This window comes from Aeromonas sp. 600774, from assembly GCF_049175075.1.
GTDB lineage: Bacteria > Pseudomonadota > Gammaproteobacteria > Enterobacterales > Aeromonadaceae > Aeromonas > Aeromonas veronii_A.
This window is the reverse complement of the sequence record NZ_JAAKUJ010000023.1, coordinates 1-16,085: the sequence shown is the minus strand read 5'-3', so window position 1 is coordinate 16,085 and position 16,085 is coordinate 1. Positions and strand designations below refer to the sequence as shown.

The following is a 16,085-nucleotide window of genomic DNA, read 5'->3' as shown; positions in this document are numbered from 1 at the left end:
GTTGCATCAACCATGGTCTTCCTGCGCCATCGACAGATAGACGATGGTCAGAACCATGAAAATGAATGCCTGCAAAGTGATGATCAGGATGTGGAAAATTGCCCAAGGCACGGACAGGATCCACTGTGACCACCAGGGTAACAAACCAGCAATCAGGATAAAGATCAGTTCGCCAGCATACATGTTGCCGAACAGTCGAAGACCCAGAGAAACAGGTTTGGAAATCAGCGTAACAGTTTCCAGGATGAGGTTAACCGGGATGGCCGCCGGGTGATTGAAAGGCTGAAGCGTCAGCTCCTTCACAAACCCGCCGATACCCTTGACCTTGATGCTGTAATACAGGATCAAGAAGAACACGCCCAAAGCCATGGACATGGTGATGTTAACGTCAGCAGAGGGAACCACACGCAGATAGGGAATACCCATCAATTGTGCAGCGTGAGGGATAAAGTCAACGGGGATCAGATCCATGAAGTTCATCAGGAAGATCCACACAAACACCGTCAGCCCCAAAGGTGCGATGACCTTGTTGCGACCGTGAAAGATGTCTTTGACGTTACCATTCACAAACTCGACCAGCATCTCCACAAAGCACTGCAGCTTACCCGGCACCCCGCTGGTAGCGTTAACGGCTACTTTGCGGAACAGCAGGATAAACAGGGCGCCTAGCACGACGGAAAATACCATTGAGTCGATATTGACCGTCCAGAACCCGGACCCGACTTGAAGGTGGGTCAGGTGGTGGGAGATATATCCCTGAGGAGTCAGGACTTCTCCGGTTGCAGACATGAGTTTTCCTAATAGTGGTTGTTAAGCGTGAATGAAACCATCCACTGTACAACGAGGGCGAGGATATAAGTGGCGAAAAACGAGACGGTAACGACCTCGACTCCCGCACCAAACATCAGGGCGAATAGACCTGTTGTAGAAATGAGCTTAATCCCTGCCCCACCATAAAAGTCCCGCAAAACCAGGCCCACACTCTCGGTTGTCACCTTGCGGCGCAGCACCCAGACAGTAAACAAGGCTTGAGGAACCCAGTACATCCCCCCTCCGTAGAGAGCGGAATAACCGGCGCTGGCACCAGTCAGGTAAAACCAGACGGCACTCATCGCCAGGATCAGGATGAGCTGACAAACGAGCATAACCAAGGCCAGTGTCAAACCTTCCAAGGCTATTTTCTGCTTCACCAACCTACCCCTGAACATTACAGAACTGTAAAAAATCGGGATCCGAAGACCCCATGTTAACAGCTCTTAAAGCCGGTCAAATTATACCCTTGAGGGCAGCTATTGCAATATGACAAAAATCCTTAATTTTTGCGGCTTTCCGCGGCAAATCAGGGTTATGGTCATATCAAAAGGAATGGATGTTTTATTACTACAAAAAGCGTAAAAATCACGATTCCGACACGCCAAAATAGCCCAATATACGGTCCAAATCGGACAAATTCTCGTAACTTATTACTAACTTCCCGCTATCCCGCTTGCCAGGCTGAAGTTGCACCTGATTGCCAATTTTTTCTGCCAGTTGGCGCTCCAGGTAGCCGATCTGCGGATCACGGGCCGGTTCGACCCTGGCTTTTGCCGGTTCGAGCGCTTTTTGCACCAGCTTCTCGGTATCGCGTACGGTCAGCCCTTTCTGGGCAACCAGCTTGGCCAGTTCAGACTGGGCCTGGCCGCTCAGAGCCAGCAGGGCACGGGCATGGCCCATGTCGAGGTCGCCATGCTCGACGAAACGCTTCACGTCGTCGTTGAGCTGGTTGAGACGCAACAGGTTGGTCACCGTGGTGCGGGACTTGCCCACCGCCTCGGCCACCTGCTGGTGGGTGAGTTCGAATTCGGTCAGCAGTCTTTGTAAAGCGACCGCCTCTTCGATGGCATTAAGGTCTTCCCGCTGAATATTCTCAATCAGCGCGATGGCGACGGCAGCCTCGTCGGGCACATCCTTGACGATACAGGGCACCACCTCAAGCCGCGCCAGCTGGGACGCGCGCCAGCGCCGCTCACCGGCGATGATTTCGAAGGATTGTTCGCCGAGAGGGCGTACCACGATGGGCTGGATCACCCCCTGGGCGCGGATGGAGTTGGCAAGCTCTTCCAGTGCATCCTGGGACATGTCCTTGCGGGGCTGGTACTTGCCGGACTGCAACCACTCCACCGGCAGCTTGCGCAGCTCGCCCTGATTGGTGGGGGCCATGGCCTCTTCAGTACGTTGATCGCTCATCACCTGTTTCTGGCGGGCAGCCGTGCTGGTACTGAGCAGGGCATCCAGCCCCTTGCCCAGTCCACGTTTTTTCGGAGTCATATGCTCTCTCGGTCTGCGATGGTCGCCTGACGTTCCTGCTCCTGGCGGCGCAGGATCTCGCCAGCCAGTGCCAGGTAGGCCTTGGCGCCCACCGATGATTTGTCATAGTGCATGGCCGGGGCACCGAAACTCGGGGCCTCAGCCAGTCTAACATTGCGGGGAATGATGGTGCGGTAGACCTTGTCGCCAAAGTGCTGTTTTAGCTGATCGGACACATCATTGGCCAGCCGGTTGCGGTGATCGTACATGGTACGCAGCACACCTTCGATCTTGAGATCGGGATTGACCACGGCGGCCAGCTTGCTGATGGTGTCGACCAGGGCGGTGAGCCCTTCCAGCGCATAGTATTCGCACTGCATGGGCACCAGCACGGAGTCGGCGGCGGCCATGGCGTTCACGGTCAGCATGTTGAGGGAAGGTGGGCAGTCGATGAAGACGTAGTCGTACTTGTCCCGCACCGAGGCCAGCGCATTGCGCAGACGGATCTCGCGGGCGAAAAACTCCATCAGGCGGATTTCGGCTGCGGTCACGTCGGCGTTGGCGGCGATCAGGTGATAACCACCGGAAGTTTCGGGTATGATCACCTCGCTGATGGGAGCATCTTCGATCAGCAGCTCATAGGCGGTGCGCTCGACTTCGTACTTGTCGACGCCGCTGCCCATGGTGGCATTGCCCTGCGGATCCAGATCGATCACCAGCACCTTGCGCCGGGTGGCGGCCATGGAGGCGGCCAGGTTCACACAGGTGGTGGTTTTACCCACTCCACCCTTCTGGTTGGCTATGGCAATGACTTTTCCCACACTATCCCCTAAATGAAACTGCGACCCTATTCGGGCTGGATATGTTTGAATTCCAGCAGATGACGTTCGCCTTCCAGCTCCGGCACCCGCAGCTCATGACAGGCTACCAGACGGATATTGGCAGGCAACTGGGCCAGCTCCTCTGCGGGATATTGTCCCTTGAGCGCGAGGAAGCTGCCCTGTTCTGACGGCAGGTGGTGACACCAGCTCAGCATGTCCTCTAGCGAAGCGAACGCTCTGCTGAGTACACCATCAAACCCGACTTCGGGTTGATACTCTTCCACCCGGGATTTGATCGGCGTCACATTGGTCAACCCCAGCTCCAGAATGACCTGGCGGATGAAGTTGATCCGTTTGCCCAGACTGTCTAGCAGAACGAACTGCTTGTCCGGATTGATGATCGCCAGCGGCAATCCCGGCAGGCCGGGACCGGTCCCCACGTCGATGAAGCGCTCACCGTGCAAGTGGGGGCTTACCACCAGGCTATCGAGGATATGCTTGACCAGCATGGCGTCCGGATCTCGCACCGAGGTGAGATTGTAAGCCTTGTTCCACTTGTGCAGCAACTCGACCAACTGCACCAGTTGGCTCTTTTGGGTATCGGTGATAACAATTTCGGCCTGCTTGAGCAGGCCGTTCAATCTTTCCAACATGGGATTCCTCAGGCGGTTTTACGCAGCAGGCCGTGTTTTTTCAGGTGAACCAGCAGGATGGAGATGGCCGCCGGGGTGATGCCGGAGATGCGGGAAGCCTGACCAATGGTCTGCGGCTTGGCATCGTTCAGCTTGGCTTTCACCTCGTTGGAGAGGCCGTTCACCTCGCGATAGTCCAGATCCAGCGGCAGCAAGGTGTTCTCGTTGCGCAGCTGCTTTTCCACTTCATCGTGCTGACGCTCGATGTAACCGGCGTACTTGATCTGGATCTCAACCTGTTCGGCCGCGGCAGGATCAGTCACGGAAGGGCCGACACCTTCGATGGCCATCAGCGCATCATAGGTCACCTCGGGACGACGCAGCAGCTCTTCCAGACTCTGTTCGCGGGTCAGCGGGGTGTTGACCAGGGCGTTGACTGCCTCCAGTGACGGATGTTGCGGGTGGATCCAGGTTGAACGCATGCGCTGACGCTCCAGCTCGACCTGTTCCATCTTGGCGTTGAACTTGCTCCAGCGCTCGTCATCCACCAGACCCAGCTCGCGACCAATGGCGGTCAGGCGGATATCGGCGTTGTCTTCACGCAGCAGCAGGCGATATTCGGCGCGGCTGGTGAACATGCGGTAAGGCTCGCGGGTCCCCAGGGTGGAGAGATCGTCCATCATCACGCCCATGTAGGCCTGATCCCGACGCGGGTTCCAGGGATCCTTGTCCTGGGCACGCAGCGCGGCGTTCAGACCGGCCATCAGGCCTTGTGCCGCCGCCTCTTCGTAACCGGTCGTACCGTTGATCTGGCCGGCGAAGAACAGGTTTGGAATGCACTTGCTCTCCATGTTGGCCTTGAGATCCCGCGGATCGAAGAAATCATATTCGATGGCATAGCCGGGGCGGGTGATGTGGGCATTCTCGAAGCCGCGCACAGAACGGACGATCTGGACCTGCACGTCAAACGGCAGGCTGGTGGAGATCCCGTTCGGATAGAGTTCGTGGGTGGTCAGGCCTTCCGGCTCGACGAAGATCTGGTGCGCCGTCTTGTCGGCGAAACGGGTGATCTTGTCTTCGATCGACGGGCAGTAGCGCGGGCCGATCCCTTCGATCACCCCGGCGTACATGGGGCTGCGATCCAGGTTATTGCGGATCACCTCGTGGGTACGCTCGTTGGTGTGGGTGACGTAGCAAGGCACCTGACGGGGATGCTGACTGGCATTGCCGATAAACGAGAAGACCGGACGCGGATCGTCGCCGTGCTGTTCCTGCATGACGGAGAAATCGACGCTGCGGGCATCGATGCGCGGCGGGGTGCCGGTCTTGAGACGATCGATGCGCAGCGGCAGCTCGCGCAGGCGCTGGGCCAGGGCGATCGAGGGAGGATCCCCGGCACGGCCGCCCTTGTAGTTTTCCATCCCGATGTGGATCAAACCGTTCAGGAAGGTACCGACCGTCAGCACCACAGTCTTGCCGCTGATGCGGATCCCGCTCTGGGTGACCACACCGGCAACACGATCCCCGTCCATGATCAGATCGTCACAAGCCTGCTGGAAGATCTTCAGGTTCGGGTAGTTCTCCAGCATCTGGCGAACGACGGCCTTGTATAGCAGGCGATCCGCCTGGGCACGAGTGGCTCGCACTGCCGGGCCCTTGGAGGAGTTGAGGGTGCGGAACTGGATCCCGCCAAGATCAATGGCACGCGCCATGATCCCGCCAAGTGCGTCAACTTCCCTGACCAGGTGTCCCTTGCCGATCCCGCCGATCGCCGGATTACAGGACATGTGTCCCAGCGTATCGATATTGTGGGTCAGCAACAGGGTGTTCATGCCCATACGGGCTGCCGCTGTTGCTGCTTCGGTTCCGGCATGACCGCCACCGACGACGATCACATCAAATTGTTCATGGTATTGCATTGGGATCACCTTGATCTGCACGCCTGAAGATCTTTATTTGCCTGGGCTAAAGGGCGGAACATTCTATCTGTTTCGCGTCCTGAGGGGAACGTCTACTTAACGTTCAGTATGAAGGGAGGATCCACTAATTAGATCTTAAGGATCTTTAGATCGATCTTTTACTGGATCTCTTATTAGGATCCGCCCTTTCTGTTGATAAGCACTTTTTGATCATAAAGATCATTAATTTAAGGACGATCCTGGCTTGTGGAAAAGCTTGGATCCTGGCCCGGTGAACGAGGGGATAACCAGGGCTTTTATACACAGAGGTCTGTCGGTCTGGATCTAATACATGGATAACTATAGGTTTTGCAGAGCTTTACACCGTAGTTATGCACATTACCCCTGGGCGTTGTGGGTAACCTTGTAGAACAACTCCCCCGGATCAATCTGTTAATAACATGGTGGATAGTCGATCTGGGGATAAGTGGGGAGATCAAGCTTTTTTTCAGGATCTCCCGCACGCTGATCAGGCGATCATCGTCATCCAGTCGCGGATCCACACTTCTGCGGCATCTTCGGGGATCTCGTGTTGGGTCACATCGATGTCGAGTCGCTCGCCAATCCGGCTGGCTCCGCACTCGGCCAGCAGCCGATCCAGCGTCTTGCCACCCTGGCAAAAGGTGTCATAACTGCTGTCACCAAGGGCGATCACGCCATATTTCAATGAATTAAGATCCGGATGCTGCTCGGCAAGATCCTTGGCGAAGGGTTGCAGGTTGTCGGGCACATCCCCGGCACCGTGGGTCGAGGTGACCACCAACAGGATGGATCCCGCATCATCCAGCACCTCTGCCAGCTTGGCCGGGTTGTGGATCCGGGTCTGGTGGCCAGCCTGTTCCAGCAGGTTGGCGACGTGGTCTGCGACATATTCGGCGGCGCCCAGCATGGAGCCGACGACGAGATTGAGTTTGGCCATGGAATGGATCCTGATTTCAGACAAAGAAACGGAAAGCCGGATTCTACCGCCAAAGGGTGTGGATAAATATGGATAAAGCTTGGGGATAATGGATCCAGTCAGATAATGCCACCGGATCCATCCTGCCGATCTTTTTTCTGCTTCTTTATATTCCTCTCTATTTTCTTCTCCGCTCATAGATCTCCTGATGGCTCCCATCTCCCGCGAAATCCTGTCAATGATGCAGCTAGATAACAATGTAGATGCAAATGATTAGCAATTATTGAATCGATTCGATCACGGCTCCTGTAGTAGGATTGCGCTGCTTTATTCGCCCATGGAACAGGGTGATGTCGTGACAAACGACCAAAAATAACAATTAAAACAACATAACTCATTGATAAACGAGACTTTAATATGATTGCGCAAAAATACACTACAGGACCCGGCAAGAAGGGCGCCTTCGGCGTGCTTTCGCTCTCCGGTTTGCTCGTCTCCCTGCCGCTGATGGCCGAACAAACTACCGCTGAGCTGCCCAAAGCCAGCGAAACCATGGTGGTGACCGGTACGGCCATGAAGGTGGAAGTGCCGATGGCCGAGACCCCTCGCGCCGTCTCCGTGGTTAACCGGGAGGAACTGGATCAGCACGCCGTGTTGCAGCTGGATGAAGCGATTCGCTACCGTTCCGGCGTATTGACCGGTCTCTATGGTTCCGACAACAACACCGACTGGTTCAAGGTACGTGGCTTCGATGCCGCCTCTTATCTGGATGGCAACCGGTTGTTTGGCACCGGCTACTACGTCTGGACGCCGGAACCGTTTGGTCTGGAGAGTGTGGAAGTGCTGAAGGGGCCTGCCTCGATCCTTTACGGTGAGGCGCCTCCGGGCGGGGTGATCAATGCCATCAGCAAGCGGCCGACCGCCACGTCGCAAGGGCTGGTGGATCTGCAGCTTGGCAGCCGGGATCATCGTCAGGTCGGGGTGGATGTCTCTGACGCGCTCTCCGACAACAGCCGCTACCGCATGGTTGCTCTTTATAAAGAGCGTGATGGGGTGCTTACCGGTACTTACAACGATCGGGTTTATCTGGCGCCGAGCGTCACCTTCGATCTTTCGGATCGTACCAGCCTGACCCTGCTGGCCAGCTTCCTGCACGACGAAGGGGTCCCGACCAACGGCTTCTTCCCGGTCTATGGCACCCTGAATACGTCAGGTGGCCAGATTGATCCCTCCACCAATCTGAGTCAGCCGGATTACGATCGCAACCGCAATACCCAGATCTCCACCGGTTACGAGCTGGCCCACCAGCTCAACCAGACCTGGGAGTTCAAGCAGAACGTCCGCTTCAACTACAACGATCTGCTGCTGCGCCAGACCTATATCTTCCCGACCTATGAAGGCACAACCGCCAGTCGTGGCCTGGTTTACCGCGATGGCAATACCAAGAGTGCCACCATGGATAACCAGATGGTGGGCTACTGGAACACCGACAGCACCGAGCAGACCTTGCTGCTGGGGGTGGATCTGCAGCGTCACGTCAATGAAGGGGTCGAGGCCGACAACTACGGTATGGGCACCATCAATACCATGAACCCGGATTACAGCGGCTTCCCCGGTTTTGACGAGTCGACCGCCACTCACCAGAAGAGCAGCAAGGGCCAGAGCGGCCTCTATGCCCAGCACCAGATCCGCTGGGACGATCGCTGGTTGCTGACTGCCGGTGGCCGTTTTGACTATGTGGAGACCCACAACACCAATACTAGCAAGGACGAGCGCCAGTACGATCACGAGCTATCCCTCTCGGGCAGCCTGATGTATCTGGCTGACAACGGCCTCTCTCCCTACTTTGCCTATGCCGAGTCGTTCGAGGTGCTGCCGGGGATAGATCCCAACACCAAGAGTTCCTACAAGCCGCTCAAGGGCAAGCTCTACGAGACCGGCGTGAAGTATGCGCCTGCCTTCCTCGACGGTTACATCAATCTGGCGCTGTTCGATCTGGCCCAGACCAACTCGCTGGTCTCTACCGGTTCCGGCCAGCAGACCCAGGCGGGTGAAGTGACCTCTCAGGGGGTTGAGCTGGAAGGGAGCGTGCAGGTGACCGATGCGCTGCGTCTGACCGCTGCTTATACCTACACAGATGCCAAAACCAACGACACCGGCAGTGGCGATCGCCGTGCCAGCCTGATCCCGCGCCACCAGGCCTCCTTCTGGGGTAACTACAAGGTGCAGCAAGGGGTGGCTTCGGGTCTGGAGCTGGGTACCGGTGTGCGTTATATCGGTTCCAGCGTGGGTATTGGCGCCGTGAATGCGGACTACACCCCCATCTACGGCTCTGCCGAGGTGCCGGCCCATACCGTGTGGGATGCGATGATCGGGTATGACTTTGCCAAGAACTGGCGCGCCCAGCTCAACGTCAACAACCTGCTGGGTGAAACCTACGTGGCCAGTTGTGACTACTACTGCTACTACGGCGAGCCGCGCAGCGTAGTGGGCAGCATCAACTACCGCTGGTAATCGAAGTCGGGCGGGACCCTGACTCCCGCCCTTCTTTTCATCACCCGCTGTTGTTCTGATCTCTCTGGAATACCGGTCCGTTATGGAACTCTTGTCTCTGGTTTATCGCCAATATCGTTGGCCCTTTATCGCCATCACCCTGCTCAGTCTGCTCAGTGCCGTCAGCGGGATTGGCGTCATTGCATTTATCAATCAGTCTCTTATCGAATCTATAGGTGATCCGCTGCCGATCCTTGGTCAGCTGGTCGGCCTGATTGTGTTGCTGCTGGTGATCACACTCGGATCTCAGCTGGCCCTGACCACCCTCGGTCACCATTTTGTCTACCGGTTGCGTGGCCGTCTGCTCAAGCAACTGCTGGATAGCGATGTTGCCCGCATCCGCCAGATTGGTCAGGGGCCACTGCTGGCCTCCCTCTCCAGCGATATCGGCCAGATCACCATTGCCTTCGTGCGCCTGCCTGAGCTGGTGCAGGGGCTGGTGCTCACGCTGGGTTCTGCCCTCTATCTCGGCTGGCTCTCTCCGGCCCTGCTCGGGGTGACCGCGCTCTGGGTCACCGTCACCATGGTGGTGGGCTGGCTGCTGGTGAACCGTGTTTATCGCCATCTCTCCCACATGCGTCAGGCCGAAGATCGGCTCTATCAGAACTATCAGGCTATCATCGCCGGCAGCAAGGAGCTGGCGCTCAACCGCGAGCGGGCTCACTTCGTTTACCACCAGCTCTATGAGCAAAATGCCCGTGACTACCGCCAGCAGATCATTCGCGCCGACACCTATCACCTGAGCGCGGTGAACTGGTCGAATATCATGATGCTGGGGGCCATCGGTCTGGTCTTCTTTCTGGCCAACGGCCTTGGCTGGGCCAACACCAATGTGGCCGCCACCTTCGCGCTGACCCTGCTATTCCTGCGCACCCCGCTGTTGCAGGGGATTGGCGCCCTGCCGACCCTGCTTGCCGCTCAGGTGGCGTTCGACAAGATCGCCGCCCTCAATCTGGCCGAGCCGGATGCGGACTTCCCGCTGCCGCCCGCCATCCGCCCCTGGCAGCGTATCGAGCTGGAGCTGGTGAGCTTTCACTATCAGGGGGAGGGCGGTTTTGCCGTTGGCCCCATCGATCTGGTCATCGAAAAGGGGGAGCAGATCTTCATCATCGGTGGCAATGGCTCCGGCAAGTCGACCCTGGCCATGCTGCTGACCGGCCTTTACCAGCCGGTATCGGGCCGGATCCTGCTGGATGGTGAGCCGATCACCGATCGCAACGGCTATCTGGCGCTCTTCTCCGCCATCTTCACCGACTATCACCTGTTCCAGCACCTGCTGGGGCCGGAACCCAAGGATGAGCTGGTGGCCGAGTGGCTGGAGCGGTTGCAGATGGGCAGCAAGCTCACCATCGAGGATGGCTTTATCGCCGATATAGAGCTCTCCCAAGGGCAGCGCAAGCGGGTCGCTCTGCTGCTGGCGCTGGCCGAGCAGCGCGAGGTGATGCTGTTTGACGAGTGGGCCGCGGATCAGGATCCCCAGTTCCGCCGCATCTTCTATCAGCTGCTGTTGCCGCGCCTCAAGGAGATGGGCAAGACGGTGATTGCCATCAGTCACGACGATCACTACTTCCCGCTGGCCGATCGCCTGCTGGAGATGCGGCAGGGAAAACTCACCGAACTGACCGGGGCGCGCCGTGCCGCAGTGAGCCGCGATGCGATCGCCCACCTGGATTGCGAGGTGCCGGCTTGATGCCGGCACCGATGAGACTGGCGGCAAGCCAGCACAGGAATTGCTTATGTTCGAGATGAAATCAGCCAGCTTCACGGTCAATGACCGCACGCTGCTGCACCCCACCGACCTGCGTTTCGAGCAGGGACAGGTCTATGGCCTCATCGGCCACAATGGGTCGGGCAAATCGACCCTGCTCAAGCTGCTGGCACGCCAGCAACCCCTCAGCGACGGCGAGATCCAGTTCGATGGCAAGCCGCTGCCCGACTGGGGCAACCGGGAGTTTGCCCGTCAGGTGGCCTATCTGCCCCAGCATTTGCCGAGCGCCGAGAATCTGCTCGGGCGGGAGCTGGTGGAGATGGGCCGCTACCCCTGGCGCGGCCTGCTGGGCCGGATGGGGGCTGAGGATCACCGTCAGGTCGAGCGTGCCATCGCCCTTACCCATACCGAACGCTTTGCCGATCGGCTGGTGGATACCCTCTCCGGCGGTGAGCGGGGGCGGGTCTGGCTGGCGATGCTGCTGGCCCAGGAGAGCCGCTTCATCCTGCTGGACGAGCCGCTGGCCGCGCTGGATGTGGCCCATCAGGTGGAGGTGCTGACGCTGGTCAAGCAGTTGAGCCGTCAGCTCAACCTTGGGGTCATCATCGTCATTCACGACATCAATATGGCCTCCCGCTTCTGCGATCGGCTGGTGGCGCTTCACTCCGGCCGCCTGCTTACCCACGGCGAACCTGAGGGGATCATGACCAGCGAGACCCTGCACGCCATCTATGGCATTCCGATGGAGGTCATTCGCCACCCGGCTCATGCTCATCCCATCGCCATCGTCTGACTGGGGGGCTCTCTTGAACCGTTTATTGAAGAAGATGGCACTCTGCCTTATCAGCCTGCTGCTGCCACTAGCGGCGCAGGCCGACACATCCCCGATCGCCTCTGCATCGCTACCCCGTATCGCCACTGTCGACTGGACCATTGCCGAAACCTTGCTGGCGCTCGGGGTGACGCCGCTGGCGGTGGGGGATGTTGGCCCCTATCAGGCATGGGTTGGCGAGCCACGGCTACCCGCCGGAGTGGTGGATATCGGCCTGCGCACCCAGCCCAACCGCGAGCTGCTGGCGGAACTCAAACCCGATCGCATCCTCATCTCGCCGCTGGCGGCCCCGCTGGCGCCAACTCTTTCCCGCATTGCACCGGTGAGCACCATTGCCCTTTATGATGGGCAAACCGATCTGTGGCAGCGGTTGCACGAGGTGACCCTGACTCTCGCCCGTATGGTGGGCAAAACCGCCGAGGGCGAACGGCTGCTGGCCGGGCTGGATCGGGATCTCGCCAGCATGCAGGCCGGATTGCCTGCGGATCTGCCGCCCCTGCTGGTGGTGCAGTTTATCGATGAGCGCCATGTGCGGGTGTTTGGTCGCCACAGCCTGTTCGATGCGGTGATGACGCGGCTTGGGCTGCGTAATGGCTGGCAGGAGCAGACCAATGACTGGGGTTTCTCGGTGGTCAGCATCGAGCAGTTTATGACCTTGCCAACCGCGCGGCTGGTGGTGGTCGATCCCATCCCGATAGGGGTGAGCGAACGGCTGCATGAGCCTGGGTTGTGGCGGCATCTGCCGCTGGTAAGGCAGGCGCCCGTGCTGCATCTGCCTGCGGTCTGGAGTTTTGGCGGCGTACTTTCAGCCCGCCGTTTCGCCGGTCTGCTCAGCGATGCATTGCTGCAAGATGCCGAGCGTATGGAGGCGAGCCGATGAAGCGACTGCTCACATCGCCACTGCTGCGGCCGGTTTCGATCCTGCTGGGGTTGACCCTCTTGCTCGCGTATTGGGAGCTGGCTCGCCAGCTGCCCGGTGCGCTCTGGTGGCAGAGCCTCTTCGCCCCCAATCTGGATGATGTCAGCCAAGCGGTGGTGCATTTCAGCTGGCTACCCCGCTTGGCTGTCACCCTGTTGGCCGGGGCGGCGCTCGGGCTGGCGGGCATCCTGATGCAGCAGGTGCTGCGCAACCCGCTCGCCTCGCCCACCACCCTGGGGGTGGCCTCCGGTGCCCAACTGGCGTTGATGATGGTGACCCTGTTTGCCCCCTCCTGGTTGCTGCTGGGGCGGGAGTGGATCGCCATGGTTGGCGGTAGCCTTGCGATGGCGCTGGTGTTTGCCCTGGCCTGGCGTCGTCATCTCAATCCGGTGGTCATCGTCTTTGCCGGGCTGGTGATCAACCTCTATCTGGCGGCCATCAGCATGGGGCTCTTGCTGTTCTTTCAGGAGGAGCTGAAAGGCTTGCTGGTGTGGGGCAGTGGCTCGCTGGTGCAGAACAGCTGGAGCGGGGTGAGTTACCTGTTACCCCGCCTGCTGGCAGCCGCTTTGCTGGCCGCGGTACTGGTGCGCCCGCTGGCGGTGCTGGAGCTGGATGATGCCAGCGCCCGCAGTCTGGGGGTCTCCCTGCAGCATCTGCGTTTTGCCGGACTGGGGCTGGCGGTGTTTGTCACCGCTTGCGTGGTGAGCGTGGTGGGGCTGATCGGCTTTATCGGGCTGGCGGCGCCCGCCATGGTGCGGCTGCTCGGGATCCGCCAGCTTGACCAGCGGCTGCTGTGGGCTCCGATCCTCGGCGCCCTGCTGCTGGCGGCGACCGATCTGCTGCTGCAGAGTCTGAGTCGCTTCTGGCCAGTCTTGATCCCCACCGGCGCCATGACCGCCCTGCTGGGGGCGCCGCTGCTGCTCTGGTTGATCCCGCGCCTTGGCATCAAGTCGGGTACGCCGAAGGCAAACGCCGGCCTGCTGGTGGCCCGACATCCGGCACCGGCTCGCCTTATTGGCCTGTTGCTGGTCGGGTTGATGCTGGTCGTGGTCACCTCCCTGCTGTTTGGGCAGGGAATGGCGGGCTGGAGCTGGCCAAGCTGGCTCCGCTGGCAGGCCCAGCTGGAGTGGCGGTTGCCGCGCACTCTGGCTGCGGGGGCTGCTGGCGTGCTGCTGGCGCTGGCGGGCACCCTGTTGCAACGGGTCAGCAACAACCCGATGGCGAGCCCGGAGCTGCTAGGGGTGAGCGGCGGCACCTTTATGGGGGTGATAGCGACGGCGCTGTTGCTGCCTGCATTGCCCCTGCCGCTGATGCTGTCCGGTGGCCTGCTCGGTGCCTTCGGCTGCCTGTTGCTGCTGGTGCTGGTCAATCGCAAGCACGGCTTCCAGCCGGAGCGGATCCTGCTCTCCGGTATCGCCATCACGGCACTGTTTGAACCGCTGCAGGCCATCGCGCTGGCCAACGGCGACATGCGGGTGCAGCAACTGCTCTCCTGGATGTCCGGTTCCACCTACTACGTCACCCTGCCGGTGGCCTATGGGCTGGTGGGGCTGGCGCTGTTGATGCTGGCCGCCTGCCTGCTGGTGAGCCGCTGGCTCGATCTGCTGCCGATGGGGGCGGCGGTAGCCACCGCACTGGGCATTCGCCTCAACCGTGCCCAACTTGCCATCCTGCTGCTGGTGGCCGTGCTCACTGCCAGCGCCACCCTGGTGGTGGGACCGCTCTCGTTCGTCGGTCTGTTGGCGCCACATATGGCCAAGCTGATGGGGTTGGTGCGGGCACGCTGGCACCTGCTTGGGGCCGCCGCTTCCGGCGCCCTGCTGATGGTATCGGCAGACTGGGTCGGCCAGCAGATCCTCTTCCCGCAGGAGGTGCCGGTCGGGCTGGTCTCCACCCTGTTAGGGGGCGCTTACTTCATGTGGTGCCTGCGTCGCCTCTAGGTTTGCGGACAAAAAACGCACAACAAAAAGCCCGGGATGAACCCGGGCTTTTTGTTGTTTGCTGTGCGGAGAGTTACTTGCCGATGCAGAATGTTAAAATGTTATATTATTCAATATGTTATTTTCTTTTTGGGGGAGGTTAGGGGAAAGTTTAACTAAAATAGCATCTTTAGAGATAGATCACGGGTTTCTGCTATCCTGCTGCGTTACCACATAGTTCGTAGTCATCCATGCTGCTTTCCTATATCAAGCTGTGCAGTATCCCACGCCAGAGCTGCTGCGCATATGCAGTCAGGTGGCCAGCACCAGTTCGGCTAGGGTGTGATCCCGCTTCTGAAACAGCCGCTGGAATGGCCGAGTACGGGTCAGGAAGAACAGGGTCATCTTGTTTTGCTCAGAAATCAGCATCAGCGCCGCCCGTTCGAACACCGCAAACAACATCATCTAATTTCCGAGCAAAACAAGAATTCTATATCTATGACTAAAAGGAGAGAGCGCTAGGTCATATCCCGTGTCAGCGTATTCCGAACAGTGGGGCCCTGATTAAACTTTATAGTTATCAGTTCGATAGATAAGAACTCCCCAGCAGCGGGGTAACTTCGATATCCAGGAGATAATCATATGTCTCAGAAAGGAGTTCTGGTGGCACTACTGACTGTTTGCTACACGATGTCGGCTCAGGCCGACAAGCTAACCTCTCAGATCGCCTGGCCAGTCACCGCCAGCAAAAGTACCGGGATGGAAATCTCACTCACCCACCCGGGTCAACAACAGGTCAATTCCTCGTTCACATCCAGCCCAGTCCAGACCGAGGCCATCAACGTCAGCAACTCGGATTTCAATACCACCTATCAATTGCAGGCACGCACCCTGTATGCCAGTTTGCCCGAGCAGGCCGATACCGACTTCAAGCTATCTCTCAACGGCCAGCCACTGCCACTAACCCAAGCCACCCGTTACTTCCTCAGCTACCAGGCCTCAACCGCCAAACCGGATCAAACCGGCGAAGCGGCCTATGAACTACTGGTCTATTGGCACGGCTGAGCATCCATGAAGGCATGTCCAACATGCCTTCATTTTCATGCCAGTTCTGGCTGCATTCTCATTATCGCTTGCCTGACAATCCCATATGAATACTGCAATTGCTGCAATGCCCCAAGCAATTCCTGTGGCTCAAGCCCGGCCGATTCCGCCTCACAACACACCGCCACCAGTTTCATTGCTCCCATGATCCTGGCCCCGCCTTTCAGGCGATGCACATAATCAAGAAACCGGGCTACCTCACCGTCATCGGCAGCCTGCCGTAGGCACAGCAGATCATCATCACTCGCTCGTGCAAACTCGTTCAACAAAGGCAACATGAGTGCAGGCTGATGACCGGTCAAAGGCCCCAGACACAACTTAATCTCCTGCATGCAATGCTCGATCTCCCTCTGTTCCTCATGTCGCATGTGGCGGCCTAGACAGCACTCCAGCTCCTCCAGTCCCACTGGTTTGAACAGGCAATCGTCCATGCCAGCCGCCAGTCCCTCGCTCAC

General features: G+C 58.7%; 15 protein-coding genes. 6 read left to right on the top strand and 9 right to left on the bottom strand.

Annotated features, from left to right (window positions below):
- Positions 1-6 precede the first annotated feature (6 nt).
- From atpB to mioC, 7 genes are all read right to left on the bottom strand, one after another.
- Complete coding sequence (gene atpB, locus G5171_RS19845; protein ID WP_005339335.1) at positions 7-789, bottom strand: F0F1 ATP synthase subunit A; 783 nt, start codon at positions 787-789, stop codon at positions 7-9.
- An 8-nt stretch (positions 790-797) separates the two neighbouring features.
- Positions 798-1,208, bottom strand: a complete 411-nt coding sequence (locus G5171_RS19840) for an ATP synthase subunit I (protein WP_019445506.1) — start codon at positions 1,206-1,208, stop codon at positions 798-800.
- Between the two features lie 190 nt (positions 1,209-1,398).
- Complete coding sequence (locus G5171_RS19835) at positions 1,399-2,307, bottom strand: ParB/RepB/Spo0J family partition protein (protein WP_005342343.1); 909 nt, start codon at positions 2,305-2,307, stop codon at positions 1,399-1,401.
- Positions 2,304-3,107 (bottom strand): ParA family protein, encoded by an 804-nt coding sequence (locus tag G5171_RS19830; RefSeq protein ID WP_216952494.1) that lies wholly within the window; start codon positions 3,105-3,107, stop codon positions 2,304-2,306. The genes G5171_RS19835 and G5171_RS19830 overlap by 4 nt, the downstream gene beginning before the upstream one ends.
- A gap of 26 nt (positions 3,108-3,133) precedes the next feature.
- A complete protein-coding gene (gene rsmG / locus G5171_RS19825; protein ID WP_216952496.1) occupies positions 3,134-3,760 on the bottom strand; it encodes a 16S rRNA (guanine(527)-N(7))-methyltransferase RsmG in 627 nt (208 codons plus the stop codon).
- 8 nt (positions 3,761-3,768) lie between these two features.
- Positions 3,769-5,658: a tRNA uridine-5-carboxymethylaminomethyl(34) synthesis enzyme MnmG gene (gene mnmG / locus G5171_RS19820; RefSeq protein WP_005357220.1), complete on the bottom strand. Its 1,890-nt coding sequence runs from the start codon at positions 5,656-5,658 to the stop codon at positions 3,769-3,771.
- Between the two features lie 508 nt (positions 5,659-6,166).
- Entirely contained in the window at positions 6,167-6,616 is a 450-nt protein-coding gene (gene mioC, locus G5171_RS19815; RefSeq protein ID WP_033138545.1) for an FMN-binding protein MioC, read from the bottom strand.
- A 396-nt stretch (positions 6,617-7,012) separates the two neighbouring features.
- Here mioC and G5171_RS19810 point away from each other — a divergent pair, with 396 nt between their 5' ends.
- The 5 genes from G5171_RS19810 (at position 7,013) to fhuB (ending at position 14,547) form a co-directional block, all read left to right on the top strand.
- Positions 7,013-9,109, top strand: a complete 2,097-nt coding sequence (locus tag G5171_RS19810) for a TonB-dependent siderophore receptor (RefSeq protein WP_255912507.1) — start codon at positions 7,013-7,015, stop codon at positions 9,107-9,109.
- An 82-nt stretch (positions 9,110-9,191) separates the two neighbouring features.
- Positions 9,192-10,838 carry a multidrug ABC transporter permease/ATP-binding protein gene (locus G5171_RS19805; protein WP_421260635.1) on the top strand — a complete coding sequence of 549 codons (1,647 nt, stop codon included), beginning with the start codon at positions 9,192-9,194 and terminating at the stop codon, positions 10,836-10,838.
- A 46-nt stretch (positions 10,839-10,884) separates the two neighbouring features.
- Positions 10,885-11,649 (top strand): ATP-binding cassette domain-containing protein, encoded by a 765-nt coding sequence (locus G5171_RS19800; RefSeq protein WP_421260634.1) that lies wholly within the window; start codon positions 10,885-10,887, stop codon positions 11,647-11,649.
- 34 nt (positions 11,650-11,683) lie between these two features.
- On the top strand, positions 11,684-12,568 hold the full coding sequence (locus tag G5171_RS19795; protein ID WP_376902975.1) for an ABC transporter substrate-binding protein: 885 nt from the start codon (positions 11,684-11,686) through the stop codon (positions 12,566-12,568).
- Positions 12,565-14,547 carry a Fe(3+)-hydroxamate ABC transporter permease FhuB gene (gene fhuB, locus G5171_RS19790; protein ID WP_421260633.1) on the top strand — a complete coding sequence of 661 codons (1,983 nt, stop codon included), beginning with the start codon at positions 12,565-12,567 and terminating at the stop codon, positions 14,545-14,547. Before G5171_RS19795 ends, fhuB begins: the two co-directional genes overlap by 4 nt.
- A gap of 291 nt (positions 14,548-14,838) precedes the next feature.
- Here the strand turns inward: fhuB and G5171_RS19785 are convergent, their stop codons facing one another.
- Positions 14,839-14,991, bottom strand: a complete 153-nt coding sequence (locus tag G5171_RS19785; protein WP_421251617.1) for a hypothetical protein — start codon at positions 14,989-14,991, stop codon at positions 14,839-14,841.
- Between the two features lie 177 nt (positions 14,992-15,168).
- Here G5171_RS19785 and G5171_RS19780 point away from each other — a divergent pair, with 177 nt between their 5' ends.
- Entirely contained in the window at positions 15,169-15,591 is a 423-nt protein-coding gene (locus tag G5171_RS19780; RefSeq protein ID WP_421251614.1) for a hypothetical protein, read from the top strand.
- Positions 15,592-15,626: 35 nt separating this feature from the next.
- Here G5171_RS19780 and G5171_RS19775 read toward each other — a convergent pair.
- A partial coding sequence (locus G5171_RS19775) for an Hpt domain-containing protein (RefSeq protein WP_421251615.1) occupies positions 15,627-16,085 on the bottom strand: 459 nt, incomplete at its 5' end.

Coding starts and splice junctions, on each gene's coding strand:
- G5171_RS19840 (WP_019445506.1), bottom strand. CDS start 1,208: ATGTTCAGGGGTAGGTTGGTGAAGCAGAAAATAGCCTTGGAAGGTTTG.
- G5171_RS19785 (WP_421251617.1), bottom strand. CDS start 14,991: ATGATGTTGTTTGCGGTGTTCGAACGGGCGGCGCTGATGCTGATTTCT.
- G5171_RS19835 (WP_005342343.1), bottom strand. CDS start 2,307: ATGACTCCGAAAAAACGTGGACTGGGCAAGGGGCTGGATGCCCTGCTC.
- G5171_RS19805 (WP_421260635.1), top strand. CDS start 9,192: ATGGAACTCTTGTCTCTGGTTTATCGCCAATATCGTTGGCCCTTTATC.
- G5171_RS19795 (WP_376902975.1), top strand. CDS start 11,684: ATGGCACTCTGCCTTATCAGCCTGCTGCTGCCACTAGCGGCGCAGGCC.
- fhuB (WP_421260633.1), top strand. CDS start 12,565: ATGAAGCGACTGCTCACATCGCCACTGCTGCGGCCGGTTTCGATCCTG.
- G5171_RS19780 (WP_421251614.1), top strand. CDS start 15,169: ATGTCTCAGAAAGGAGTTCTGGTGGCACTACTGACTGTTTGCTACACG.
- rsmG (WP_216952496.1), bottom strand. CDS start 3,760: ATGTTGGAAAGATTGAACGGCCTGCTCAAGCAGGCCGAAATTGTTATC.
- atpB (WP_005339335.1), bottom strand. CDS start 789: ATGTCTGCAACCGGAGAAGTCCTGACTCCTCAGGGATATATCTCCCAC.
- G5171_RS19810 (WP_255912507.1), top strand. CDS start 7,013: ATGATTGCGCAAAAATACACTACAGGACCCGGCAAGAAGGGCGCCTTC.
- G5171_RS19800 (WP_421260634.1), top strand. CDS start 10,885: ATGTTCGAGATGAAATCAGCCAGCTTCACGGTCAATGACCGCACGCTG.
- mioC (WP_033138545.1), bottom strand. CDS start 6,616: ATGGCCAAACTCAATCTCGTCGTCGGCTCCATGCTGGGCGCCGCCGAA.
- mnmG (WP_005357220.1), bottom strand. CDS start 5,658: ATGCAATACCATGAACAATTTGATGTGATCGTCGTCGGTGGCGGTCAT.